This window comes from Citrobacter sp. Cu231 (genome assembly GCF_030332265.1).
GTDB lineage: Bacteria > Pseudomonadota > Gammaproteobacteria > Enterobacterales > Enterobacteriaceae > Citrobacter > Citrobacter meridianamericanus.
In genome coordinates, this window is the sequence record NZ_JAOWIE010000032.1 from 118,331 (window position 1) to 142,545 (window position 24,215).

The window sequence follows — 24,215 nt, forward strand, 5'->3', positions numbered from 1 at the left end:
TTTCGATACAATTCGGGATCGCAATCCCGCTATTGGGTTCATGGAAGGGTTTTATGCTCGAAATGTTGATGCAATGGTATCGTCGCCGCTTTAGCGACCCCGAAGCCATTGCCCTGCTGATTATTCTGGTTGCCGGTTTTGGCATCCTGTTCTTCTTTAGCGGTCTTCTGGCGCCGCTACTGGTCGCCATAGTGCTGGCGTATCTGCTTGAGTGGCCAACGGTGCGGCTGGAGCATATTGGTTGTTCACGACGTTGGGCGACATCGATTGTACTTATTCTGTTTGTCGGTATTTTGCTGCTGATGGCGTTTGTGGTGATGCCCGTTGCGTGGCAGCAGGGGATCTACCTGATCCGCGATATGCCCGGCATGCTCAATAAACTGTCTGATTTTGCCGCTACCTTGCCGCGGCGTTATCCGGCGTTGATGGATGCGGGCATTATTGATGCGATGGCGGAGAATATGCGCTCGCGAATGCTCACCATGGGCGATTCGGTGGTGAAATATTCGCTGGCTTCACTGGTCGGTTTACTAACGCTGGCGGTCTATCTGGTGCTTGTCCCGTTGATGGTGTTCTTCCTGATCAAAGATAAAGGACAAATGCTGAACGCCGTGCGCCGGGTGCTGCCGCGTAATCGCGGGCTGGCGGGGCAGGTGTGGAAAGAGATGAACCAGCAAATCACCAACTATATCCGCGGCAAGGTGTTGGAAATGGTGGTGGTCGGCGTGGCGACCTGGCTCGGCTTCCTGATGTTTGGCCTCAACTATTCGCTGCTGCTGGCGGTGCTGGTCGGATTTTCCGTGCTGATCCCGTATATCGGTGCTTTTGTGGTGACGATTCCGGTGGTCGGTGTGGCGTTGTTCCAGTTCGGGCTTGGTACCGAGTTCTGGAGCTGTTTTGCCGTGTACCTGATTATCCAGGCGCTGGACGGTAATTTGCTGGTGCCGGTGCTGTTCTCTGAAGCGGTAAATTTGCATCCGCTGGTCATTATTCTCTCAGTCGTGATATTCGGCGGCCTGTGGGGCTTTTGGGGCGTATTCTTTGCGATCCCACTGGCGACGTTAATCAAAGCGGTAATGCATGCCTGGCCGGATGGTCAGGCCGTTGACGAACCCTAATCGGCAAGTTCCGGCGGCGCAACGTCGCCGGACCTGAACTTGTCTGACCTCTATCCACTCTTTCTGAATAATCTCCTCTGGTGTCGTTTTTCTCCTTGTTTGCCTTTAACTTGACCAACGTGATGTCTTTTCGTCACGCAAGGAATAAGACCAACAGGAGAACAACATGGGTCATAACACACACACGCAGCAAAAAGTGGGATGGGGCGGTTATCTCGCTTTTTTTATTACAATTGTGCTTTTTTCCGGCATGTTTGCGAAAAGTACCGAATGGTGGCGAGTCTTTGACTTCACCATCCTCAATGGCGCGTTTGGGCAGATCAATGCCGCAGGCGATACGGCAGTCTCTTTTCGCGGAGCAGGGGGAATGGGAGCAAAAGACGGCTTCTTATTCGCACTTGAGCTGGCACCTTCCGTCATTCTTTCTCTCGGCATAATCTCCGTCACTGAAGGGCTGGGCGGTTTGCGCGCGGCGCAACAGTTAATGACGCCTGCCCTGCGCCCGTTACTCGGTATTCCTGGTATTTGCTCGCTGGCGCTGATTGCGAATTTGCAAAATACCGATGCTGCGGCAGGGATGACCAAAGAGATGGCGGAAGAGGGAATTATTACTGAACAGGAACGCGCTATTTTTGCCTGCTGGCAAACCAGCGGCAGCGCGTGTATTACCAACTATTTTTCCTCGGGTGCCGCGCTGTTTACCATGGTGACCGTGCCGGTGATTACGCCGCTGGCGGTGATCCTTGTCTTCAAATTTGTGGGAGCGAATCTGCTGCGTCTGTGGATCGCGCAGCTTGAAAATCGCCGTCTGCAGCGGGAGGTCTGAGATGACAACGCAGGTACGTAAAAACGTCATGGATATGTTTATCGATGGCGCACGGCGCGGGTTTACTATTGCAACTACCAGCCTGTTACCAAACGTGGTGATGGCGTTTGTGATTATTCAGGCGTTGAAGGTGACGGGGTTGCTCGAGATTGTCGGGCGGGTGTGCGAACCGGTTATGGCGCTGTGGGGGTTACCGGGGGAATCTGCCACCGTGCTGCTGGCGGCGGTGATGAGTATGGGAGGCGGTGTCGGCGTTTGCGCCAGTCTGGTTGTCGCTGGTACGCTTTCGGGACATGATGCGACTGTATTGCTACCGGCTATCTACCTGATGGGCAATCCGGTGCAAAATGTGGGACGCTGTCTGGGGACTGCGGGGGTCCATCCTCGTTATTATCCACTGATTATTGCGGTATGCGTCATTAATGCGCTGCTCTCTATTTGGGTTATGCAGGTAATTGCCTGACAAGGAAGGTTATGAACTGTTCAATTCTTAATTTGACGTTGTTCCTGCAGGGACATGTGTACGCGCCGGAAGATTTAGGACGCCAGGATATTCTGGTCTCTGGTACTAAAATTGTTGCCATCGCGCCGTCGATTTCTCCTGAAGACTTTCCCGGTTGCAAGTGCATCCATCTTGATGGTGCGATTGTGTGCCCGGGGTTTATTGATCAGCACGTCCACCTGATTGGCGGCGGCGGGGAAGCGGGGCCGCACACGCGTACGCCGGAAGTGCGCTTGTCACGACTGGTGGAAGCTGGCGTCACTTCGGTGGTGGGATTGCTGGGTACCGATGGCATCACCCGTCACCCGGAATCGCTGCTGGCGAAAACCCGCGCGCTGGAGTTGGAAGGTATCAGCGCATGGATGCTGACCGGGGCCTATTCTCTGCCATCGCCGACCATCACCGGCAGTATCGATCGCGACGTGGCGCTGATCGATAAAGTCATTGGCGTGAAATGCGCGGTTTCTGATCATCGTTCCTCCGCCCCGGACACCTCGGCGCTGGCGAACATGGCGGCGCAGTCACGCGTTGGCGGATTGTTAGGGCGCAAGCCGGGGATCAGTGTTTTCCACATGGGTGACAGCCCGCGCATGCTGGAGCCGTTGTACGACATCCTCGAGTGCTGTGATGTTCCGATCACCAGGCTGTTGCCGACACACGTTAACCGTGCGGAACCGTTGTTCCAGGCGGCGTTAGAGTATGCCCGCCAGGGCGGATTTATCGATATTACCAGCAGCATTGATGAGCCTGTCGATCCGGCCATGGCCATTGCCACGGCGCTGCGCCAGAATGTACCGCTGTCACGCATTACCCTGAGTTCGGACGGCAACGGTAGTCAGCCGGAATTTGATGCGTTGGGTAATCTCACCGGCATTGGTGTCGCAGGGTTTGAATCTCTGGCTGAAACGGTGCGTCAGTTAGTGAAGGTGCATGCCGTCCCGCTGGAACAGGCGCTGTGTCCGCTGACGCGTACGGTCGCAGAATTTTTGGGTCTCGAACATAAGGGGCGTCTGGCGGCGGGATGCGATGCAGACATTCTGGTGCTTAACGATGCGCTGGAGGTTAATCACCTGTGGGCGAAGGGAAAAGTCGTGGTCAGAGAGAAGAAAGCCTGCGTAAAAGGGACGTTTGAATAAACGCTTTTTCCGGCCTATGGGGGGGCGGATCCAGGCCTGATAAGACGCGTAGTGTCGCCATCAGACCTGGATCGGTAAAACGTAAATCAGGCGTTCTCTTTCAGCCAGTTCAGTACCACGTCGTGGTGATTGCTGGTTTTGAAGTCATCGAACACGTGATCAATTTTGCCTTCGGCATCAATCAGGAAACTGATGCGATGGATGCCATCGTAGGTTTTGCCCATAAATGACTTCTCACCCCAGACGCCGAACTGCTCGCAAACCTGATGATCTTCGTCGGACAGAAGCGTGAAGTTAAGGACTTCTTTTTCCGCAAAACGGGAAAGTTTCTCCGATTTATCGGTGCTGATTCCCAGCACTTCAACGCCTGCTTTTTTTAACTCATCCATGTTATCGCGCAGGCCGCAGGCCTGGACGGTACAGCCGGGTGTCATGGCTTTCGGGTAAAAATAAACCAGAACACGCTGTCCCTGGAAGTCGGTTAAATTTACTTGTTCTCCGTCTTGATCCGGCAAGCTAAATTTCGGTGCGATATCACCGGCTTTCAGTGGGTTCATTACTTAACTCCATCCTGTTCATCATGCTGTGAGTAATTGACGACGTTAATACTGCCTTGCGCATTGAGTTCTGTACAGAGTGCTTTAAAGGCATCTTCAATATTTGCCGCATCATGTGACGCAGGACTATGTGCGGTAATTTGAATAAACAACTGCGCCGCCTTTCCGTTTTCCGCCGGTTGTGTGCGTGACACCAGTTCTGCAATATTCATTTGGTGGCTGTCGAACAGGGCGGTGAAGCGTTCAATTAAATGCGGAGAATCGGGAACATCGACCTGCACCCATACCGTGGCGGGCATTGCCGGACGGGGACGCGCGGTCGTGCGTTTCATCACAATCAGTAAATCCAGCTCTGCGCCTTTCAACGGCAAGGTTGATTCAATCAGGGTGATGGCATTCCAGGTGCCAGACAACAGCATGATAAACGTGAACTCGTCACCCAGCATGGCCAGTCGGCTGTCTTCGATATTACAGCCGCAACTGCTGACATGACGAGTGATGGTGTTCACAATTCCCGGGCGGTCGGCACCCAGCGCAGTAATGACCAGATAGTGTTGCGATGACGAAGTCAAACCTGTTCTTCCTTTGAGCGGTGAGGTAATCATAAGGAAAGCATAAAAAAAACATGCATACAACAATCAGAACGGCTCTGGTCGCTTGCTTTTATTGCCGTACCAAACGTACCATTGAGACACTTGTTTGCACAGAGGATGGCCCATGTTCACGGGAAGTATTGTCGCGCTTGTTACGCCGATGGATGAGAAAGGTAAAGTCTGCCGGTCGAGCCTGAAAAAACTGATTGATTATCATGTCGCCAGCGGCACCTCGGCGATCGTTTCGGTTGGCACCACTGGTGAGTCGGCCACCCTGAGTCATGATGAACATGGCGATGTGGTGATGATGACCCTGGAGCTGGCTGACGGGCGTATTCCGGTCATTGCCGGAACCGGCGCCAATGCGACCGCGGAAGCCATTAGTCTGACGCAGCGTTTCAACGACAGCGGAGTTGTCGGCTGCCTGACGGTGACGCCTTACTACAACCGCCCAACCCAGGAAGGTTTGTTCCAGCATTTCAAAGCCATCGCTGAACATACTGACCTGCCGCAAATTCTGTATAATGTGCCGTCCCGTACCGGCTGCGATATGCTGCCGGAAACCGTAGGTCGTCTGGCGAAAGTAAAAAATATTATCGCTATTAAAGAGGCCACGGGGAACTTAAGTCGTGTTCACCAGATCAAAGAGCTGGTTTCAGACGACTTTATTCTGCTTAGCGGTGATGACGCGACCGGACTGGATTTCATGCAGCTCGGTGGTCATGGCGTGATTTCCGTAACGTCTAACGTTGCGGCGCGCGATATGGCTGAAATGTGCAAACTGGCGGCGGCTGGTCATTTTGCTGAAGCACGGGTGATTAACCAGCGTCTGATGCCGTTACACAACAAACTATTTGTCGAACCCAATCCTATCCCCGTGAAATGGGCATGTAAGGAGTTGGGACTTGTGGCGACCGATACGCTGCGTCTGCCGATGACGCCAATCACGGACAATGCTCGTGAAATCGTCAAAGCGGCGCTTAAGCATGCCGGTTTGCTGTAAAGTTTAGGGAGATTTGATGGCTTACTCAGTACAAAAGTCGCGCCTGGCCAAGGTTGCGGGTGTTTCGCTTGTTATGTTGCTCGCGGCCTGTAGTTCTGACTCGCGTTATAAGCGCCAGGTGAGCGGTGATGAATCCTATCTGGAGGCCACACCGCTTGCTGAGCTTCATGCTCCAGCTGGAATGATTCTGCCGGTGATGTCGGGTGATTATAATATCCCGGTAACCAACGGCAGCGGTGCCGTGGGTAAGGCACTGGATATTCGTCCACCGGCTCAGCCGTTAGCGTTAGTCACCGGTGCTCGCACGCAAATCGCAGGCGATACCTCAACGTTGCTGGTTGAAAATGGTCGTGGTAACACGCTGTGGCCGCAGGTTGTGAGTGTCATTCAGTCTAAAAACTACACAATCGCCAAACGAGATGATGCCAGCCAGACGTTAACCACCGACTGGGTCGACTGGAACCGTCTGGATGAAGACGAGCAGTACCGTGGGCGTTATCAAATCTCGGTTAAACCGCAGGGCTATCAGCAAGCGGTAACGGTGAAACTGATTAACCTTGAGCAGGCGGGCAAACCCGTTGCCGATGCGGCATCAATGCAGCGTTACAGCGCTGAGATGATGAACGTTATCTCTGCTGGTCTGGACAAGAACGCCAACGACGCCGCGAATGCTGCGCAGAACCGCTCTGCAGCCACCATGGATGTTCAGAGCGCCGCCGATGACACCGGTTTACCTATGCTGGTGGTACGCGGACCGTTCAACGTGGTGTGGCAGCGTCTGCCGGCAGCGCTTGAGAAAGTGGGGATGAAAGTGACCGACAGCACCCGTTCTCAGGGCAGCATCGCCGTGACCTACAAACCACTGTCTGATAGCAGCTGGCAGGAGCTGGGCGCAAGCGATCCGGGGTTGGTATCCGGCGACTATAAACTGCAGGTCGGTGATTTAGACAACCGTAGTAGCTTGCAGTTTATCGATCCGAAGGGGCATACCCTGACGCAAAGCCAGAACGACGCGCTGGTCGCAGTCTTCCAGGCAGCGTTCAGTAAGTAAAAATGAAGGGCTGGAGTTATCCAGCCCTTTTTTTCTGATATGATACGCAAACGTGTGCGTCGGCAGAAAAACGCAATATTTATCGTTAATTCACACCCAGGAGTAATAAAGATGCAAAAGCAAGCTGAGTTGTATCGTGGTAAAGCGAAGACCGTATACAGCACGGAAAACCCGGACCTGTTGGTGCTCGAATTCCGCAATGATACGTCAGCAGGGGATGGCGCGCGCATTGAACAGTTTGACCGTAAAGGCATGGTGAACAACAAGTTCAACCATTTCATTATGACTAAACTGCAAGAAGCGGGCATTCCTACCCAGATGGAGCGACTGCTTTCTGATACCGAATGTCTGGTGAAAAAACTGGAGATGGTACCGGTTGAATGTGTGGTACGTAACCGCGCGGCAGGCTCACTGGTTAAGCGTTTAGGCGTTGAGGAAGGTATTGAACTGAATCCACCGCTGTTTGATCTGTTCCTGAAAAACGATGCTATGCACGATCCAATGATTAACGATTCCTATTGCGAAACCTTTGGTTGGGTGAGCAAAGAGAATCTGGCGCGTATGAAAGAGCTGACCTACAAAGCCAACGACGTGCTGAAAAAGATGTTTGATGATGCAGGTCTGATTCTGGTCGACTTCAAACTTGAGTTTGGTTTGTATAAAGGCGAAGTGGTCCTGGGCGATGAATTCTCACCGGACGGTAGCCGTCTGTGGGACAAAGAAACGCTGGATAAAATGGACAAAGATCGCTTCCGCCAGAGCCTTGGCGGCCTGATCGAAGCCTATGAAGCCGTCGCGCATCGTCTGGGTGTGAAGTTAGACTAATCCTCCCCTGAGCCGGCGATCGCTCTCCGGCTCATCAATCCCGCCGATTTTGATTACTGTTTCTTATGGTAATCCTGTTCCGAACCGCCTACGATCATCATCATCATAATGAATAAAAAAGTTGAGGTGATTATGCGCTGGCAAGGGCGTCGTGAAAGTGACAATGTGGAAGACAGACGAAACAGCTCTGGCGGCGGCCCCTCTATGGGCGGACCAGGTTTTCGTTTACCCAGTGGTAAAGGCGGTATCATCCTGCTGATTGTGGTGCTTGTCGCAGGTTATTATGGCGTGGATCTTACCGGATTAATGACCGGCCAACCTGTATCCCAACAGCAATCATCACACTCCATCAGCCCCAATGATGATGAAGCGGCAAAATTCACCTCGGTGATTCTGGCCACCACGGAAGATACTTGGGGGCAGCAGTTTGAAAAAATGGGGCGGACCTACCAACAGCCAAAGCTGGTCATGTATCGCGGAGCGACGCGGACCGGTTGTGGCGCGGGCCAGTCCGTAATGGGGCCATTTTATTGCCCGGCGGATGGTACGGTGTATATCGACCTCTCATTCTATGACGATATGAAAAACAAGCTGGGCGCCGATGGTGATTTTGCCCAGGGCTATGTTATCGCGCATGAAGTGGGCCACCACGTACAGAAACTGCTGGGTATTGAACCGAAAGTTCGCCAGATGCAGCAGAACGCCTCACAAGCTGAGGTGAACCGTCTTTCCGTACGTATGGAATTGCAGGCGGACTGCTTTGCTGGCGTCTGGGGCCACAGCATGCAGCAGCAGGGCGTGCTGGAGTCCGGCGACCTGGAAGAGGCGCTGAACGCCGCTCAGGCCATTGGCGACGATCGCCTGCAGCAGCAAGGGCAAGGGCGCGTTGTGCCGGACAGCTTTACCCACGGTACTTCCGAACAGCGTTTTACCTGGTTTAAGCGCGGCTTTGACAGCGGCGATCCGGGACAATGTAATACGTTTGGTAAAGGCATTTAAGATACTGGGGCAGGGATGTCTGATAACACAGCGCTGAGCGCGTTAACCGAACAGATGGCTCGTGAGGGGATCCGTCGTCTGCTGATTATCAGTGGCGAGGAAAACTGGTGTCAGGGGCAGGCGTTATCGCTACGCGACATATTACCCGGCGACTGGTTGTGGGTAGGGGCGAATGCCCCTGCTGAACCAAACTGTACGCCACAGGCGCTGCAAACGTTACTGGGGCGTGAGTTTCGTCATGCTGTTTTCGACGCCGGGCAGGGATTTGACGCTGCAGCATTTGCCGCCTTAAGCGGTACGCTGATCGCCGGGAGCTGGCTGGTGTTGCTGACTCTACCGTGGCATACCTGGCACACGCATCCTGATGCGGACTCACTGCGCTGGAGCGACTGCGCAGAACCCGTCCCAACACCGCACTTTATTGAACACCTCAAAAGAGTGATTTCCCGTGACGGGCAGGCTCTGCATTGGCAGCAACATCAGCCCGCTTTGTGTCCGCACTTTCCTGCTCGTGTCGACTGGCACGCGGCAACCGGTGAACCACAGCCTGAACAGGCGATGATTTTAACGCACTTGTTGGATATGTCTTCCGGCGTGGTGGCCATCACAGCTGCGCGTGGTCGGGGTAAGTCCGCGCTGGCAGGACAGCTGATATCACGCATAAACGGGACGGCGATCGTTACCGCGCCCGCGAAAGCAGCAACAGACGTGCTGGCGCAATTTGCCGCAGAGCGTTATCGCTTTATGGCACCAGATGCGCTGTTAAGCAGTACAGCACGTGCAGACTGGCTGATCGTGGATGAAGCTGCTGCGATCCCCGCGCCGCTGCTGCAACAACTGGTGGCGCGTTTTCCCCGAACGCTGTTAACCACTACGGTACAGGGCTACGAGGGGACCGGCAGGGGCTTTTTGCTCAAATTCTGCGCCCGCTTTCCCAATCTGCGACGCTATGAGTTGCAGCAGCCCGTGCGCTGGGCGCAGGGATGCCCCCTGGAGAAAATCGTCAGCGATGCACTGGTGTTTGACGATGATAACTTCACGCATGTTCCATCGGGGGAGTTGCACTACTCGACATTTGAGCAGCAATCATGGCGTTTTCAACCGGCGCTGCCGCTGGCGGTATATCAGCTGCTTTCCGGGGCGCATTATCGTACCTCACCGCTGGACCTGCGACGCATGATGGACGCGCCGGGGCAGCATTTTCTGCAGGCTTCGGCTGCTGATTCGGTGGCGGGAGCCGTCTGGCTGGTCGATGAAGGGGGATTATCCGCAGAATTAAGCCAGGCCGTCTGGGCCGGATATCGCAGACCCAGAGGCAATCTGGTTGCGCAGTCGCTGGCGGCGCACGGTAGTGACCCCTTAGCGGCGACGCTTGTCGGGCGGCGGGTCAGTCGAATCGCGGTTCATCCTGCGCGCCAAAGAGAAGGTATTGGGCAACAGCTGATTATGCAGGCTCGGCACTATTGCACGCAGTGTGACTATCTGTCCGTCAGTTTTGGTTATACGGCTGAACTATGGGGTTTCTGGCAGCGCTGTGGTTTTGTGCTGGTGCGGATGGGGAACCATCGCGAAGCCAGCAGCGGTTGTTATACCGCCATGGCGTTGCTGCCCATCAGCGAAGCGGGCAGGCGCCTTGCCGGGCGAGAGCATCAGCGTTTGCGTCGGGATGCGGAAATCCTGGCGCAGTGGAACGATGAGCACATCCCGCTTACTCCGCTGAAAGAGACTACGCTTAATGAGGATGACTGGGATGAGCTGGCTGGGTTTGCCTTCGCGCATCGACCACTATTGACATCACTGGGCTGTCTGAGTCGTCTGCTTGAGCACAGCGAGTTACCCCTTCCGGCATTGCGCGGACGTATACAGGCTCAACGCAGCGACGCCGAATTGTGCCAACAACTGAAGGTCTCAGGCCGTAAAGCGCTGCTGGTCGTTCAGCGCGCTGAAGCGGCACAGGCCTTAAATCAGCTGGATGCTGAGCGTGCACAGCGGCTACATAATCGCATTATGCAATGGCAATTTTTTCACTAACATCTTCAATTTCCTGGCATGGTCATTGCGGTTAAGCGGCGTAGAATGATTCTCATCAGTTAAGGAGATCGCCATGAAACATGACCATTTTGTTGTTCAAAGTCCCGATAAACCCGCTCAACAGCTATTGCTGCTGTTTCATGGCGTCGGCGATAACCCGGTTGCCATGGGCGAAATTGGCTCCTGGTTTGCGCCGCTGTTTCCGGATGCGCTAATTGTCAGTATTGGCGGGGCAGAGCCTTACGGTACGACTTCCGGACGTCAGTGGTTTTCGGTACAGGGCGTAACGGAAGATAACCGCCAGGCGCGTATTGACGCGATTATGCCGGTATTTATCGAAACCGTTCGTTACTGGCAGAAGCAAAGCGGCGTTTCACCGCAGGCTACCGCGCTGATTGGTTTTTCTCAGGGTTCGATTATGTCGCTTGAGAGCATCAAAGCCGAGCCGGGGCTGGCGTCGCGGGTCATTGCCTTCAATGGTCGCTATGCTACTTTGCCAGAGACGGCAACCACCGCGACGACGGTGCATTTGATTCACGGCGGTGAAGATCGGGTGATTGAGTTATCTCACGCCGTTGCTGCGCAAGAGGCATTAATTGCTGCGGGTGGAGATGTGACACTGGATATCGTCGAAAACCTGGGGCATGCCATTGATGAACGCAGCATGCAGTTTGCACTCGATCATCTGCGTTTTACCGTACCGAAGCATTACTTTGATGAAGCGCTGAGCGGCGGTAAGCCTCATGATGATGATGTGATTGAGATGATTTAATCCGTAGGCCGGATGGCGATATGAAGTCTCCTCCGGCCTGTGTTGGTTTATTTTTTCGGTTGATCCTTGTTCGGCCAATCGTCATCGTCGTCCCATTTATCGTTAAAGTCGCGATGCGGGGGAAGCTCCGGCTTGTTGGCCAGATATTTCTTTGGATCGACGCGCTTGAGATCTTTAATCACGTTAAGTAGCACGCCTACCAGAAACACTAACACTAAAATCCACCAATATTTAGCTAGCCAGTCCATGCATTTTTCCTCTTGCGGGAGTACTCATCAGGCGACGAGTTGCTCCATGATACGTTGATACATACGGGCAAGCAGTTGCAGGTCGGCGGCATTAACACATTCATTTATTTTATGAATAGTGGCGTTGACCGGCCCAAGTTCGACTACCTGTGCCCCCATGCGGGCAATAAAGCGCCCGTCGGACGTCCCGCCTGTAGTCAGTAACTGCGGTTTAATCTCATTATAGTGCTCAATAGCGTTCACTACTGCATCCACCAGTTTACCGCGTTCGGTCAGGAACGGCTGACCGGAAAGCCACCAGTCGACGGTATAACGCAGCTGATGTTTTTCCAGCAGCGCGTGAACCCGTGCTTTAATCATTTCATCGGTCAGTTCTGTGCTGAAACGGAAGTTGAACTGAATAAACAGTTCGCCGGGGATAACGTTGTTGCTGCCGGTACCTGCCTGAATATTGGCAATCTGCATGCTGGTCGCCGGGAAAAATTCGTTCCCCTGGTCCCACTCAATTGCCACCAGTTCGTTGAGCATTGGTGCTGCGCGGTGTACCGGGTTATCGGCCAGATGAGGGTAGGCTACGTGGCCTTGCACGCCGTGAATGGTCAGGTTGCAGGTCAGTGAACCACGACGTCCATTCTTCACCACGTCGCCAACGATTTCGGTGCTGGACGGTTCGCCGACCAGGCAATAATCCAGTCGTTCGTTACGTGCCATCAGCGCTTCAACCACCTTCACGGTGCCGTTTTTGGCGCTGGCTTCTTCGTCTGAAGTTATCAAAAACGCCAGACGACCCTGATGGTTTGGATGCTGGGCGACAAAACGCTCTGCGGCCACGACCATTGCCGCCAGTGAGCCTTTCATATCGGCAGCGCCACGCCCGAATAACATGCCATCGCGAATGGTCGGCTCGAACGGCGGATTGATCCAGCGATCGACATCGCCGGCAGGCACTACGTCAGTATGACCGGCAAACGCCAGGGTTTCACCTGTACCGCGCCATGCCCAAAAATTCTGTGTGTCACCAAAATCCATACGCTCAACGGTAAAACCTACCGCGCGCAGACGTTCAATCATTAACGCCTGGCACCCGGCATCATCCGGGCTCAGAGAAGGACGGCGAATAAGCTGCTGTGTCAGCTCAATAACCGGGCACGACATAGATTACACCTCATTAAAAAACAGAGTATAACTGGATTCACTGAAACCAAGCAGCATAGGCTTACCCGGCGCGCAGAGCAATGGGCGTTTGATAATTGCTGGCATTTCAATCATCAACTCGGCGGCGGAAGCCGCATCGGTGATTTGACTGCGAGTGGATTCATCCAGTTTACGCCAGGTCGTGCCACGCGTATTGAGCAGTGCCTCCCAACCTAACTCGCTGATAAAAGTGTGTAATAGCGCGTTGTCCAGACCATCGACGCGATAATCATGAAAGCGGTAGTCGACCTCATTTTCTTCCAGCCAGCGTCTGGCTTTTTTAATTGTGTCGCAATTCTTAATACCGTAGAGGGTGATCATTTGAATCCTTATTAACTAATTTTGAATATCTATTCTTGTGCTGATGAATGCAGATAATACATATTGTCATTCAGGCGTTATAGAAAAATATAACATTGTTGAGCAATGGTTAATAATAATTCCTGAAAGTTCCAATAATCTGTACTGAACCACAATTCAGAATTTATCTGTTTGCATCAGTCTGTTTTTCCATCAGAATTGGCAAAGTAGTAGATAGTGTATGAATATTTCAAAATATTGCATTAAGTCACATAAAATTTATGGGTATGGCGCATAGTGAATACATAACCCCAAACACGGGAGGATGTAATCACAACCATCGGTTAAATGATCTTCTTTTGATGATGATGTTTTTGTAGAATGCTCATAATAATAAGAGAGGTTGTTATGATTGAACGTGAACTGGGGAACTGGAAAGACTTTATCGAAGTGATGCTTCGTAAATAATTTTCTGGAAGAAATTCATATCCTGCAAGGGATAAAAAAAGGCGACTCAACGTAAGTCGCCTTTTTTGTGTCCGATTATTCCGGGCGCGGTTTCAACGGGAAGCGTCTGCGCACCAGTACAAAGAACAGGGGCACGAAGTAAATCGCCAGGATCGTGGCTGAAATCATCCCACCCATTACGCCAGTCCCCACCGCATGTTGGCCGCCGGAACCTGCGCCGCTGCTAATGGTCATCGGCAAGACTCCGAAGATAAACGCCAGCGACGTCATCAGAATTGGACGCAAGCGCTGGCGGCAGGCATGCAGCGTGGCGTCGAGCAGATCGTGTCCTTTCTCGTTCATCTCATTGGCGAATTCAACAATCAATATCGCATTCTTTGCCGAAAGCCCGATAACGGTGAGTAACCCGACCTGAAAGTACACATCGTTTTCCAGGCCGCGCATCCAGGTGGCGAGTAGCGCGCCAATTACCCCCAGAGGCACAACCAGCATGACGGAGAAGGGAACCGACCAGCTTTCGTACAGGGCAGCCAGACACAGGAATACCACCAACAGAGAAATAGCGTACAGGGCTGGAGCCTGAGAGCCCGACAGTCGTTCCTGATAGGACATTGCCGTCCATTCGAGGCCGAATCCGGTTGGTAACTGATGGACCAGCGATTCCATGATGTCCATCGCTGTACCGGTGCTGACGCCGGGCGCGGCTTCACCGACGATCTCGACGGCGGAGTAGCCGTTATAGCGTTCCAGACGCGGTGAACCGGTTTCCCAACGTGACGTGGCAAAGGCCGAGAAAGGCACCATGCCGCCGCTATTGTTGCGTACGTACCATAGGTTGATGTCGTCCGGGAGCATGCGATATTTTGCCGCCGCCTGCACGTAGACCTTCTTCACGCGGCCCCGGTCCATGAAGTCATTAACGTAACTGGAGCCCCAGGCTGTTTGCATTGTGTCGTTGATATCGTCAATGGAAACGCCCAACGCCTGGGCTTTGCGCTGATCGATATCAATTTGCAGCTGCGGGCTGTCGTCCAGACCGTTGTGACGAACGCGGGTCAGGGACGCGTCTTTCCCGGCCAGTTCAATCAACTTGTCGCGTGCGGCCATTAACGCGTCATGACCGGCACCAGCGTGATCCTGCAGCTCCATATCGAAACCGGCAGAGCTTCCGAGGCCGCTAATCGCCGGAGGACTGCTGGCGAAGACGCGGGCCTCTTTAATCTTATTAAAGGCTTTGGTCGCACGTTCGATAATGGCGAAAGAGGTTCCGGTGATGGCGTCGCGCTCATCCCAGTCTTTTAAACGGACAAACATACGCGCTACGTTTTGACCGTTCCCGCCCGGGCCGGAACCAACCGTGGAAAAGACCGACATAATGTTGTCTTTCTCATGGGTGAAGTAATACTTCTCTACTTCCTCAACCACTTTCAACGTTTGCTGCTGTGTGGAGCCGCTGGGCAACTGTATCGAGGTAGTAAACATGCCGCGATCTTCCAGCGGCAGGAAGGAGGTGGGCAGACGCAGGAACAGGAAGACCATGCCGCCGAGCAGCAGGCCGTAGATCAGGATCCAGCGCAGGCTACGGTGCAAAATTTTGGCGACACCCTTTTCGTAGCGCTCGGCGTTGCGATTAAACATCCGGTTAAACCAGCCAAAGAAACCCGTTTGTCCGTGATGTTCGCCCTTATGCAGTGGTTTGAGCAAGGTGGCACACAGGGCGGGGGTGAGGATCATCGCCACCAGAACGGACAGCACCATCGCGGAGACGATGGTAATCGAGAACTGGCGGTAAATAGCCCCGGTAGTACCACCAAAGAAGGCCATCGGGATGAACACCGCCGACAGTACCATAGCGATGCCGACCAGCGCGCCCTGAATTTGCCCCATCGATTTCCGCGTTGCCTGACGCGGCGTGAGTCCTTCCTCACTCATAATACGCTCGACGTTTTCCACCACCACAATGGCGTCATCGACCAGCAGTCCGATCGCCAGCACCATGGCAAACATCGTCAAGGTGTTAACGCTGTAGCCAAAGGCGTAAAGCACGGAGAAAGTGCCCATTAACACTACCGGAACGGCGATGGTCGGTATAAGCGTGGCACGGAAGTTTTGCAGGAACAGGTACATCACGAGAAATACCAGCGCAATCGCTTCCAGCAGCGTTTTCACCACGTCGATAATTGAGGCTTTAACAAAAGAGGTGGTTTCATACGCCACCTTGTATTCCAGCCCGTGCGGAAAATACTGTGATAGTTCGTCAAGGCGGTTAAGCACCAGCTCTGCCGTTGCCATTTCATTGGCCCCGGAGGCCAGTTTTACCCCCAGACCAGAAGCTGGGTTGCCGTTAAAGCGGCTGAGGTAGTCATACTTTTCTGCACCCATTTCAACTGTTGCTACGTCACCCAGTTTAACTTCAGATCCGTCCTGGTTGACACGAAGTGTAATCGCACGGAATTCATCTGGCGTTTGCAGCAGGGACTGGGCGTTAATCGTCGCATTTAGCGCCTGCTTGTCCACCGAAGGCGTGCCGCCAAGTTGTCCGACGGCAATCTGCGCATTTTGTGACTCGATAGCGTTGGTCACATCTTTGGCAGTCATCTGGAAGCTGTTTAGTTTGGCTGGGTCGAGCCAGATCCGCATGGAATATTGTGAGCCGTAGGCGTCTATATCGCCCACGCCGTTGATGCGGCTGAGCGGGTCCTGAATATTACTGGCGACGTAGTCGGCGATATCCTGCTTATCCATTGAGCCATCGGTGGAGACGAAGGCGATGGTCAGAATATTGGTGTCCCCGGTTTTTCGTACCGTGACCCCCTGATCCTGTACCGCCTGCGGCAGCTTACGCATTGCCGATTGCAACTGGTTTTGCACCTGCTGGACGGCCTCATCAGGATCGGTTCCGGCGACGAAGCTCAGCGTAACTGACGCCTGGCCTGTCCCGCTGCTTTGTGACGACATGTACATCAGATTGTCGAGGCCGGTCATGTTCTGCTCGATAACCTGGGTTACGGTATTTTCCAGCGTTTGCGCAGAGGCACCTGGATAGTTCGCGGTAATCCGCACGTTGGGGGGCGCCAGATCGGGATATTGCTCAACGGGCAGCGAAAAAATAGCCAGGGCTCCTGTCAGGCACAACAGGATAGCTAACACCCAGGCAAAAATGGGGCGATCGATGAAAAAATTCGCCATTAAAAGGGGACCTCGTGTTTCTGCGTATCGTTATAGGTATGACTTGCTTCACTTTAGCGGCAAGGTACGGGTCAAACGTGGAGAAAAAAAGAAGATAATGTAAATTATCATGCCTGTTTACGGCGTACCTTTCGTGCCAACGCCGTCAGGCCCGACGACGCTGTTCGTTTTTTTACGTTAGTCCACCGTCGGATTCTGCCGAACGAAAACTGATGCTCACCAGCGTTCCCCCGCCAGAGGGTTGTGAGAAGGTCAACGTGCCGCTCAGCCTTTCTGCCCGCTCACGCATAATATTTAACCCGTAGTGTCCTGAAGGCTCGTGCGGTTCACCTATGCCGATGCCGTTATCGCGTATATAAACCGTGTGGTTGCCATCCGGCGCGGTGACACAACTGACGGCAATTTCGGTGGCGCTGGCATGCTTAATCGCGTTCAGCACCGCTTCACGGATGATCTGCAGCAGATGCACCTGCATTTGCGCGTCTAGCGCCAACGTAGGTAGTCGGCAATCGAGCGTCAGTTTAGCCGAGGTCTGATTTTGCAGCGTCTCCAGCATTTCATGTAATGCTGAGGGCAGATCGGCCTGCTGTAAGGTCAGGCGGAAGGTGGTGAGCAGTTCGCGTAACTGACGATAGGCATCGTTCAGCGCCTGAGAAAAATCGGCCATAATACTTTGCGCCGGGGCGTTATCTTCCGGGATCGAGCGCTTCAGCAACGTGAGCTGAATGCGTAAATAAGAGAGCACCTGCGCCAGCGAGTCGTGCAGCTCGCGCGCAATCGTCGCCCGCTCCTCCATTAACAACAGCTGCTGAAAATGTTTTTGCGCCTGATTGAAGTACAACCCGCGTCCCAGCATTGAGGAAACGCTATTGAGCAGCGGGATGGAAGCATTCACGTTTGGGCTTTGCCAGTGCAGTTCACCATAAACGGTCTCCTGCATCGTGACCGGCAGGATCTGCATCGGGAGATCGGGGCTTTTCGTCCCTTCGCTGATACGCCAGTTATCGCCGACGGTCAGTTCCAGGAAATACGCGGCGTCATGCTCACGGACAATCTGTAAAATGTGGCGGAAGCAGTACACGTCAATCTGGCTGGTATTCAGCGCCTGAGAACACTGATACAGCACTTCCAGGCGACGATTAGCTTCGTGGAGATCGTGCGTTTTCTCCGCAACGGAGGCTTCCAGTGAGCGGTAAAGCTTATGTAACTCACTCGACATCTGGCTAAAGGTCTTGCCCAGCAACCCCAGTTCGTTGGGCAAACCGGTATCCAGCGACGGGATATCAAACTGACCGTGTTCAATGTGCTGGCTGGCCATCACCAGCTTATTGAGTGGGCGTACCACCTGCTGGCGAATGCGCCGCAAGGTAAAGAAGACGAGAGTGAATATGCCGATTCCGCCTGCCAGTGAAATACCGAAAACTAACATCACTTTGCGTTCGGCATAATGCTGCAACGCCAGCACGAAGAGATCGATTTGATCGACATAGCTATTGATATTGGCCTGGTACCATTTTAAATCGCCATCGATCAGACGGGCGTTCATTTCCAGCCAGTTGGCGTGCAGATGCCCATAGCGGCTTTTTACCGCTTGCGGAACATACCATGCGTTCAGATTTTGTAATGCGGGTGAGTTTAACGCCTGCTGGAAAAGTTGGCGGTGAGCGTTGAGCTGCGGGCTTTGGCTTTGCAGATCGTAACCCAGACGGTAACTTTGCATGCGCAATGAGCCCGCAACGTTGATGGCCTCAGCATCCCGTAAGCTGCTGGTCAGCGTGAGCAGCGCAATACCCGTTGAGAGAATCGACAGCAACACGATGTAGAAAAAAGCTTTAGCCAGACTGGCCGAGACCGGACGCTTTACCGTCACTTGTGCATCCCCACACAATACACGTCGCGCCTTAAAACAGCCTGAACGATGCGGTGTATTTGATAAATGTTAATAAAAACGCCATGAAACTGAATAGTAACTGAAACACAATTTCATATGCGATGAAATAAATTGATCTGCCACAGGTTCTGGATAAATAGTTGCGCTTCCTGGGCAAATGAACATTGCCGCTTCCTTCCGTGTCGGTTAATAACAACACTCATATAAAGAATAAGGTTTTTGCAACCAAAAAAGAAGGAAGCCATGAATCGTTTTGTTATGGTCAATAGCCAGCAGTGCCTGGGATGCCATGCCTGTGAGGTCGCCTGCGTCATGGCTCACAACGGCGAGCAGCATGTCCTGAGCCAACGGCATTTTCAGCCCCGAATTACCGTCATCAAGCATCAGAAGCAGCGCAGTGCGGTAACCTGCCATCACTGTGAAGATGCGCCCTGCGCCCGAAGTTGCCCGAACGGGGCAATCAGCCATGAAAATGACAGCGTCCAGGTTAACCCGCAAAAGTGTATTGGCTGTAAATCGTGCGTTGTGGCCTGTCCTTTCGGCACCATGCAGATCGTACTCACGCCCGTCGCTAAAGGAAAGGTCAAAGCGACCGCGCACAAATGCGATTTGTGTCAGGAGCGTGAACAGGGACCCGCCTGCGTAGAAAACTGTCCGGCGCAGGCGTTACAGCTGGTGACGGAGAATTCGCTGACCGGTCTGTCAAAAGCGCGCAGGTTGCGTACCGCCAGTCTGGAAAGCCAGCCCTGGCATGCCAGCGCTACCGATTTTGTTCCACATGTCATTACCAAACGTGAGCAAATGCAGGCTACGCCTGCGCGTGGCGAACCGGATAAACTACCGATTGAAGCGCGTAAAACAAGTTTTGAAGAGATCTATCTGCCGTTTCGCACAGTACAGGCGGAGCGGGAAGCGTCCCGCTGCCTGAAGTGCGGCGACCACAGTATTTGCGAATGGACTTGTCCGTTGCATAACCATATTCCGCAGTGGATTGAGCTGGTCAAAGCCGGGAACATCGACGCGGCGGTTGAACTTTCTCACCAGACCAACTGCTTACCGGAAGTGACAGGGCGCGTGTGCCCGCAGGATCGGCTCTGTGAAGGCGCCTGTACCGTACGTAACGAGCATGGCGCGGTGACTATCGGTAATATTGAGCGTTACATCTCCGATCGGGCGTTGAGCAAAGGATGGCGACCAGACATAAGCCACGTGCAGAAAGTGGACAAGCGTGTTGCCATCATCGGTGCGGGCCCTGCGGGTCTAGCCTGCGCAGATGTGCTGGCGCGCAGCGGTATCAACACCACCGTGTACGATCGCCACCCTGAAATCGGCGGTTTGCTGACGTTCGGTATTCCGGCCTTCAAACTGGACAAATCGCTGCTGACGCGCCGCCGCGAAATCTTCAGCGCCATGGGTATTCATTTCGAACTGAATTGTGAGGTCGGCAAGGACGTTACGCTGGCCACGTTACTCGAGGATTACGATGCCGTGTTTGTGGGGGTCGGGACTTATCGCTCGATGAAGGCGGATCTGCCGAATGAAGACGCGCCTGGCGTGTATGACGCACTGCCATTCCTGATTGCCAACACCAAACAGGTGATGGGGCTGGATGAGTTGCCTGAAGAGCCGTTTATCGACACCGCCGGGTTGAACGTGGTTGTTCTCGGCGGAGGCGATACGGCCATGGACTGTGTACGTACCGCGCTGCGCCACGGTGCAAGCCAGGTGACCTGCGCCTATCGTCGTGATGAAGCCAACATGCCGGGTTCGAAAAAAGAGGTGAAGAATGCCCGGGAAGAGGGGGCATTCTTTGAATTTAACGTCCAGCCGGTGGAGCTGGTATTGCATGCCGACGGTCGCGTCAGCGGCGTGCGTTTCTTACGTACCCAGCTTGGCGAGCCTGATGCACAGGGGCGGCGTCGCCCGGTCCCCATCGCCGGGAGTGAATTTGTTATGCCCGCAGATGCGGTGATTATGGCGTTTGGTTTTCATCCGCACGGTATGCCGTGGCTTGAGAAGCATGGTGTTAAGGTCGATAGCTGGGGGCGCATTGCCGCCGATGTTGAAAGCGCATACCGTTATCAAACCAGTAACCCGAAAATCTTTGCCGGTGGCGATGCGGTTCGCGGTGCGGATCTGGTGGTGACGGCGATGGCGGAAGGGCGACATGCTGCACAGGGGATCGTTGACTGGCTGGGCGTAAAATCAGCCAAATCTCACTAGCCTGAGCTCAAGACAAACCCGGTTTCACGGCGTAGTATTATTTCTCACTTTTCGTCGTGGAGCCGGTATGTCGCAAAAAATCACCCTCATCAAAGACAAAGTCCTTTCCGATAACTACTTCATCCTGCGCAACATCACCTATGATCTGACCCGTAGCAACGGTGAGGTGATTCGTCATAAACGCGAGGTTTACGATCGCGGCAACGGTGCCACTATCCTGCTGTATAACCCGGAGAAGAAAACGGTGGTGTTAATTCGCCAGTTTCGCGTTGCTACCTGGGTCAATGGTAACGAAGATGGTCACCTGATTGAAGCCTGCGCCGGGCTTCTGGATAACGACGAACCGGAGGCGTGCATTCGCAAAGAGGCCATTGAAGAGACCGGTTTTGAAGTAGGTGAAGTGCGTAAGCTGTTCGAACTGTACATGTCGCCGGGGGGCGTGACGGAGATAATCCACTTTTTCATCGCCCAATACAGCGACAACCAGCGGGCAAACGCGGGCGGCGGTGTGGAGGATGAAGATATCGAGGTTCTGGAGCTGCCGTTTACACAGGCGCTGGAAATGATTAAAACGGGTGAGATCCGTGACGGTAAAACGGTGCTATTACTGAATTATTTGCAGTCGTCGCATCTCATGGACTAATACCGGTATTTATATTTCTTTACAAATTTTCGGCCAATCCGACGATTCTTATTGAGCCACATCAGTCGCGCAAGGAAGATACCGCTTAGGCTGTGTGTTTTGACTTCGGGGTTGTACCGTTCATGCGCTATCGCGTTATTTTACTTTTCCTGCTCGGGTTGTTACCCGTCAGTTTGCTGTGGGCAGCGCCTGCGCAACAGGCGTTTTCTGACTGGCAGGTAACGTGCAATAACCAAAACTTTTGCGTGGCGCGCAATACCGGAGAACATCACGGCCTGGTCATGACTTTAAGCCGTAGCGCTGGGGCACATACCGACGCTGTGTTGCGTATTGAATTGGGTGGACTGGAGTCTTCCAATATCAAAGAGAGCGATATTGCGCCACGTCTGCTGTTGGATGGCGCACCGCTCTCGCTTCGCGGCGAACGCTGGCGTATTACCCCCTGGCAGCTGATGACCGATGATCCGGCCACCATCAGCGCATTTTTACAAACCGTCCAGGACGCGAAGGCGATAACCCTGCAAAAAGGCGCACAAACCTTGTCACTGGTCGGGCTAAAAGCCGCGCTGCTGTTTATCGACGCCCAGCAAAAACGGGTCGGTAACGAAACCGCATGGATCGAAAAAGGCGACGAGCCACCGCTCAGCGTACCACCGGCTCCCGCTTTAAAAGGCGTGGCTGTCATTAACCCAACACCAACGCCTCTCACGCAGCAAGAGCGCAGTGAACTGTTGGACTACGGTAACTGGCGGATCAACGGTATTCGCTGCTCGATCGATCCGCTGCGTCGCGAGATACGCGTGACGGCCTTAACGGATGATAAAGCGCTGATGATGATCGGCTGTGAGGCCGGGGCGTATAACACTATCGATCTGGCGTGGGTGGTTTCACGTACTACGCCATTGACTTCACGTGCGGTACGGCTAAGTCTGCCTTTTAAAACGGATGCAGAAAGTCGCGATATGGAGCTGACCAACGCTACGTTTGACGAGAAATCGCGGGAGCTGGTAACTCTCGCCAAAGGGCGAGGGATGGCAGATTGCGGGATCCAGACTCGCTGGCGCTACGACGGTCAGCGTTTTCGTCTGGTGCGTTATGCCCAGGAGCCAAGCTGCGATAACTGGCATGGGCCAGATGCCTGGCCCACGCTGTGGATCACGCGGTGATGTGTTGATATGGCAGAAATAATTAAAGATTATTACCGTTATGAGCAATAACTTCTTTATACCAGTAAAAAGAGTTTTTACGATAACGCTCCAGTGAACCCCTGCCGGAATTATCTTTGTCTACATAAATCATTCCGTAGCGTTTCTTCATTTCTCCGGTACCAGCAGAAACCAGATCAATGCATCCCCATGGCGTATAGCCGATTAAATCGACGCCATCATCAACCACGGCTTTTTTCATTTCACTGACGTGTGCCGTGAGATAATCAATACGATACTGATCGTCTACGGTTTTGTCATTTTTCAGTGTGTCAATTGCGCCAAAACCATTTTCTACAATAAACATCGGTAACTGGTAATGATCCCAGAACCAGTTAAGTGAATATCGTAGCCCTTGGGCATCGATTTGCCATCCCCAGTCAGATGTCTGAATATAAGGGTTTTTAACTAAATGGTGCGGCTCAACGTAATTAAAATCTGGGTTATCATCTGTGGATTGGGTGACGAAAGACATATAGTAGCTGAAACCAATATAATCTACGCAACCATGCTGCAGAATCTCAAGATCACTCTCAGTTATGTCGAGGGAAAAAATTTTTTTGGCGAAATAATTAACCATATGTTGCGGGTAATGGCCGCGCACATGAACATCGGTGAACCAGTAACGGCGATGCATTGCCTTAATGGACATCATCATGTCTGCTGGCGCACAGGTGAGAGGATAAATCGGGCACATCGCAATCATACAACCAATTTTAAAATCAGGATTAATAATGTGCCCGGCATCTACGGCCATTGCGCTGGCAACCAGTTCATAATGTACGGCCTGATACATTATTTTTTCACGAACGTATTCATTCTCATCATCAGAATAAAGAACCCCGGAATTAGTAAACGGACAAAGGCTTTCATGAAAATTAACCTGATTATTTATCTCGTTAAACGTCATCCAGTATTTTACTTTGGACCGATAGCGAGTAAAAACTGTTTTGGCAAAGCGGGTAAAAAATTCGATCATTTTACGATTACGCCAGCCACCATATTCAGTGACAAGATGGTATGGCATTTCGAAATGAGACAAAGTAATAACCGGTTCGATATTGTATTTCAGGCATTCATCAAACATATCATCATAGAACTGTAATCCAGCTTCATTCGGTTCAATTTCGTCACCGAGAGGGTAGATTCGGGACCAGGCGATGGATGTGCGAAAACATTTGAATCCCATTTCAGCAAATAGTTTAATATCATCTTTGTACCGATGATAAAAATCAACAGCTTGATGGTTTGGGTAGTTTCGTCCCTCCATTACCCCTGCGGTCACTTCGCGTGGAACGCCATATGCCCCTGCAGTCATAACATCGGCAATACTGATTCCTTTTCCGCCTTCATTCCAGCCCCCTTCAAGTTGATGTGCGGCCACGGCGCCCCCCCAAAGGAAATCACTTTTAAAACCAGACATAATATTTCTCCTTAATTA

The 24,215-nt window shown here is 52.9% G+C and carries 22 protein-coding genes; 14 read left to right on the top strand and 8 right to left on the bottom strand.

From position 1 onward, the window contains the following. The first annotated feature begins 53 nt into the window (after positions 1-53). From OGY15_RS07045 to iadA, 4 genes are all read left to right on the top strand, one after another. Positions 54-1,118 (top strand): AI-2E family transporter, encoded by a 1,065-nt coding sequence (locus OGY15_RS07045; RefSeq protein WP_151217644.1) that lies wholly within the window; start codon positions 54-56, stop codon positions 1,116-1,118. A gap of 166 nt (positions 1,119-1,284) precedes the next feature. Then, positions 1,285-1,944 carry a nucleoside recognition domain-containing protein gene (locus OGY15_RS07050; RefSeq protein ID WP_286538875.1) on the top strand — a complete coding sequence of 220 codons (660 nt, stop codon included), beginning with the start codon at positions 1,285-1,287 and terminating at the stop codon, positions 1,942-1,944. A gap of 1 nt (position 1,945) precedes the next feature. After that, entirely contained in the window at positions 1,946-2,407 is a 462-nt protein-coding gene (locus OGY15_RS07055; RefSeq protein ID WP_003037948.1) for a YjiG family protein, read from the top strand. Between the two features lie 11 nt (positions 2,408-2,418). After that, the gene (iadA, locus tag OGY15_RS07060) at positions 2,419-3,582 is read left to right on the top strand and encodes a beta-aspartyl-peptidase (RefSeq protein ID WP_151217642.1); all 1,164 of its coding nucleotides are present in this window, start codon (positions 2,419-2,421) and stop codon (positions 3,580-3,582) included. 86 nt (positions 3,583-3,668) lie between these two features. On the opposite strand, the gene bcp is transcribed toward iadA, so the two are convergent. Together bcp and OGY15_RS07070 are read right to left on the bottom strand one after the other, a co-directional pair. Further along, positions 3,669-4,139 (bottom strand): thioredoxin-dependent thiol peroxidase, encoded by a 471-nt coding sequence (gene bcp / locus OGY15_RS07065; protein WP_286538876.1) that lies wholly within the window; start codon positions 4,137-4,139, stop codon positions 3,669-3,671. Then, complete coding sequence (locus tag OGY15_RS07070; RefSeq protein WP_043017165.1) at positions 4,139-4,711, bottom strand: glycine cleavage system transcriptional repressor; 573 nt, start codon at positions 4,709-4,711, stop codon at positions 4,139-4,141. The genes bcp and OGY15_RS07070 overlap by 1 nt, the downstream gene beginning before the upstream one ends. 145 nt (positions 4,712-4,856) lie before the next feature. Between OGY15_RS07070 and dapA the strand changes: the two genes are divergently transcribed. The 6 genes from dapA (at position 4,857) to ypfH (ending at position 11,413) form a co-directional block, all read left to right on the top strand. After that, positions 4,857-5,735 carry a 4-hydroxy-tetrahydrodipicolinate synthase gene (dapA, locus tag OGY15_RS07075; protein ID WP_006683510.1) on the top strand — a complete coding sequence of 293 codons (879 nt, stop codon included), beginning with the start codon at positions 4,857-4,859 and terminating at the stop codon, positions 5,733-5,735. A 16-nt stretch (positions 5,736-5,751) separates the two neighbouring features. Then, on the top strand, positions 5,752-6,786 hold the full coding sequence (gene bamC, locus OGY15_RS07080; protein ID WP_151217639.1) for an outer membrane protein assembly factor BamC: 1,035 nt from the start codon (positions 5,752-5,754) through the stop codon (positions 6,784-6,786). A 111-nt stretch (positions 6,787-6,897) separates the two neighbouring features. Beyond that, on the top strand, positions 6,898-7,611 hold the full coding sequence (gene purC / locus OGY15_RS07085) for a phosphoribosylaminoimidazolesuccinocarboxamide synthase (protein WP_003835086.1): 714 nt from the start codon (positions 6,898-6,900) through the stop codon (positions 7,609-7,611). A gap of 132 nt (positions 7,612-7,743) precedes the next feature. Next, positions 7,744-8,610, top strand: coding sequence for a KPN_02809 family neutral zinc metallopeptidase (gene ypfJ / locus OGY15_RS07090; RefSeq protein ID WP_005121887.1), 867 nt, complete (start codon positions 7,744-7,746; stop codon positions 8,608-8,610). 15 nt (positions 8,611-8,625) lie between these two features. Continuing rightward, entirely contained in the window at positions 8,626-10,641 is a 2,016-nt protein-coding gene (locus OGY15_RS07095) for a tRNA(Met) cytidine acetyltransferase TmcA (protein ID WP_286538877.1), read from the top strand. A 73-nt stretch (positions 10,642-10,714) separates the two neighbouring features. Next, the gene (gene ypfH, locus OGY15_RS07100) at positions 10,715-11,413 is read left to right on the top strand and encodes an esterase (RefSeq protein ID WP_151217637.1); all 699 of its coding nucleotides are present in this window, start codon (positions 10,715-10,717) and stop codon (positions 11,411-11,413) included. 47 nt (positions 11,414-11,460) lie between these two features. Here the strand turns inward: ypfH and OGY15_RS07105 are convergent, their stop codons facing one another. The 3 genes from OGY15_RS07105 to OGY15_RS07115 are packed head-to-tail and all read right to left on the bottom strand — an operon-like array spanning position 11,461 to position 13,176. Beyond that, a complete protein-coding gene (locus tag OGY15_RS07105; RefSeq protein WP_003037974.1) occupies positions 11,461-11,661 on the bottom strand; it encodes a membrane protein in 201 nt (66 codons plus the stop codon). A 27-nt stretch (positions 11,662-11,688) separates the two neighbouring features. Continuing rightward, complete coding sequence (dapE, locus tag OGY15_RS07110) at positions 11,689-12,816, bottom strand: succinyl-diaminopimelate desuccinylase (protein ID WP_005121892.1); 1,128 nt, start codon at positions 12,814-12,816, stop codon at positions 11,689-11,691. A gap of 3 nt (positions 12,817-12,819) precedes the next feature. Continuing rightward, positions 12,820-13,176, bottom strand: a complete 357-nt coding sequence (locus tag OGY15_RS07115) for an ArsC family reductase (RefSeq protein ID WP_286538878.1) — start codon at positions 13,174-13,176, stop codon at positions 12,820-12,822. A 387-nt stretch (positions 13,177-13,563) separates the two neighbouring features. On the opposite strand from OGY15_RS07115, the gene ypfM reads away from it, so the two are divergent. After that, entirely contained in the window at positions 13,564-13,623 is a 60-nt protein-coding gene (gene ypfM, locus OGY15_RS07120; protein WP_001386977.1) for a protein YpfM, read from the top strand. 75 nt (positions 13,624-13,698) lie between these two features. Here ypfM and acrD read toward each other — a convergent pair whose 3' ends face one another. Together acrD and narQ are read right to left on the bottom strand one after the other, a co-directional pair. Continuing rightward, positions 13,699-16,812, bottom strand: a complete 3,114-nt coding sequence (acrD, locus tag OGY15_RS07125; protein ID WP_151217635.1) for a multidrug efflux RND transporter permease AcrD — start codon at positions 16,810-16,812, stop codon at positions 13,699-13,701. A 172-nt stretch (positions 16,813-16,984) separates the two neighbouring features. Then, complete coding sequence (narQ, locus tag OGY15_RS07130) at positions 16,985-18,682, bottom strand: nitrate/nitrite two-component system sensor histidine kinase NarQ (protein WP_151217634.1); 1,698 nt, start codon at positions 18,680-18,682, stop codon at positions 16,985-16,987. Positions 18,683-18,946: 264 nt separating this feature from the next. Between narQ and aegA the strand changes: the two genes are divergently transcribed. From aegA to OGY15_RS07145, 3 genes are all read left to right on the top strand, one after another. Further along, the gene (gene aegA, locus OGY15_RS07135) at positions 18,947-20,926 is read left to right on the top strand and encodes a formate-dependent uric acid utilization protein AegA (RefSeq protein ID WP_151224072.1); all 1,980 of its coding nucleotides are present in this window, start codon (positions 18,947-18,949) and stop codon (positions 20,924-20,926) included. 67 nt (positions 20,927-20,993) lie between these two features. After that, positions 20,994-21,569, top strand: a complete 576-nt coding sequence (gene nudK / locus OGY15_RS07140) for a GDP-mannose pyrophosphatase NudK (protein WP_151217632.1) — start codon at positions 20,994-20,996, stop codon at positions 21,567-21,569. Between the two features lie 122 nt (positions 21,570-21,691). Beyond that, a complete protein-coding gene (locus tag OGY15_RS07145; RefSeq protein ID WP_151217631.1) occupies positions 21,692-22,735 on the top strand; it encodes a DUF1176 domain-containing protein in 1,044 nt (347 codons plus the stop codon). Between the two features lie 22 nt (positions 22,736-22,757). Here the strand turns inward: OGY15_RS07145 and OGY15_RS07150 are convergent, their stop codons facing one another. After that, a complete protein-coding gene (locus OGY15_RS07150) occupies positions 22,758-24,197 on the bottom strand; it encodes a 6-phospho-beta-glucosidase (protein WP_286538879.1) in 1,440 nt (479 codons plus the stop codon). Positions 24,198-24,215: the final 18 nt, after the last annotated feature.

What these genes read in the sequence shown, in the direction of transcription:
- bamC (WP_151217639.1), top strand. Translation starts at nt 5,752, where the DNA reads ATGGCTTACTCAGTACAAAAGTCGCGCCTGGCCAAGGTTGCGGGTGTT.
- bcp (WP_286538876.1), bottom strand. Translation starts at nt 4,139, where the DNA reads ATGAACCCACTGAAAGCCGGTGATATCGCACCGAAATTTAGCTTGCCG.
- aegA (WP_151224072.1), top strand. Translation starts at nt 18,947, where the DNA reads ATGAATCGTTTTGTTATGGTCAATAGCCAGCAGTGCCTGGGATGCCAT.
- acrD (WP_151217635.1), bottom strand. Translation starts at nt 16,812, where the DNA reads ATGGCGAATTTTTTCATCGATCGCCCCATTTTTGCCTGGGTGTTAGCT.
- dapA (WP_006683510.1), top strand. Translation starts at nt 4,857, where the DNA reads ATGTTCACGGGAAGTATTGTCGCGCTTGTTACGCCGATGGATGAGAAA.
- OGY15_RS07095 (WP_286538877.1), top strand. Translation starts at nt 8,626, where the DNA reads ATGTCTGATAACACAGCGCTGAGCGCGTTAACCGAACAGATGGCTCGT.
- iadA (WP_151217642.1), top strand. Translation starts at nt 2,419, where the DNA reads ATGAACTGTTCAATTCTTAATTTGACGTTGTTCCTGCAGGGACATGTG.
- purC (WP_003835086.1), top strand. Translation starts at nt 6,898, where the DNA reads ATGCAAAAGCAAGCTGAGTTGTATCGTGGTAAAGCGAAGACCGTATAC.
- OGY15_RS07115 (WP_286538878.1), bottom strand. Translation starts at nt 13,176, where the DNA reads ATGATCACCCTCTACGGTATTAAGAATTGCGACACAATTAAAAAAGCC.
- nudK (WP_151217632.1), top strand. Translation starts at nt 20,994, where the DNA reads ATGTCGCAAAAAATCACCCTCATCAAAGACAAAGTCCTTTCCGATAAC.
- ypfJ (WP_005121887.1), top strand. Translation starts at nt 7,744, where the DNA reads ATGCGCTGGCAAGGGCGTCGTGAAAGTGACAATGTGGAAGACAGACGA.
- OGY15_RS07105 (WP_003037974.1), bottom strand. Translation starts at nt 11,661, where the DNA reads ATGGACTGGCTAGCTAAATATTGGTGGATTTTAGTGTTAGTGTTTCTG.
- ypfH (WP_151217637.1), top strand. Translation starts at nt 10,715, where the DNA reads ATGAAACATGACCATTTTGTTGTTCAAAGTCCCGATAAACCCGCTCAA.
- OGY15_RS07055 (WP_003037948.1), top strand. Translation starts at nt 1,946, where the DNA reads ATGACAACGCAGGTACGTAAAAACGTCATGGATATGTTTATCGATGGC.
- OGY15_RS07045 (WP_151217644.1), top strand. Translation starts at nt 54, where the DNA reads ATGCTCGAAATGTTGATGCAATGGTATCGTCGCCGCTTTAGCGACCCC.
- OGY15_RS07150 (WP_286538879.1), bottom strand. Translation starts at nt 24,197, where the DNA reads ATGTCTGGTTTTAAAAGTGATTTCCTTTGGGGGGGCGCCGTGGCCGCA.
- OGY15_RS07145 (WP_151217631.1), top strand. Translation starts at nt 21,692, where the DNA reads ATGCGCTATCGCGTTATTTTACTTTTCCTGCTCGGGTTGTTACCCGTC.
- OGY15_RS07050 (WP_286538875.1), top strand. Translation starts at nt 1,285, where the DNA reads ATGGGTCATAACACACACACGCAGCAAAAAGTGGGATGGGGCGGTTAT.
- dapE (WP_005121892.1), bottom strand. Translation starts at nt 12,816, where the DNA reads ATGTCGTGCCCGGTTATTGAGCTGACACAGCAGCTTATTCGCCGTCCT.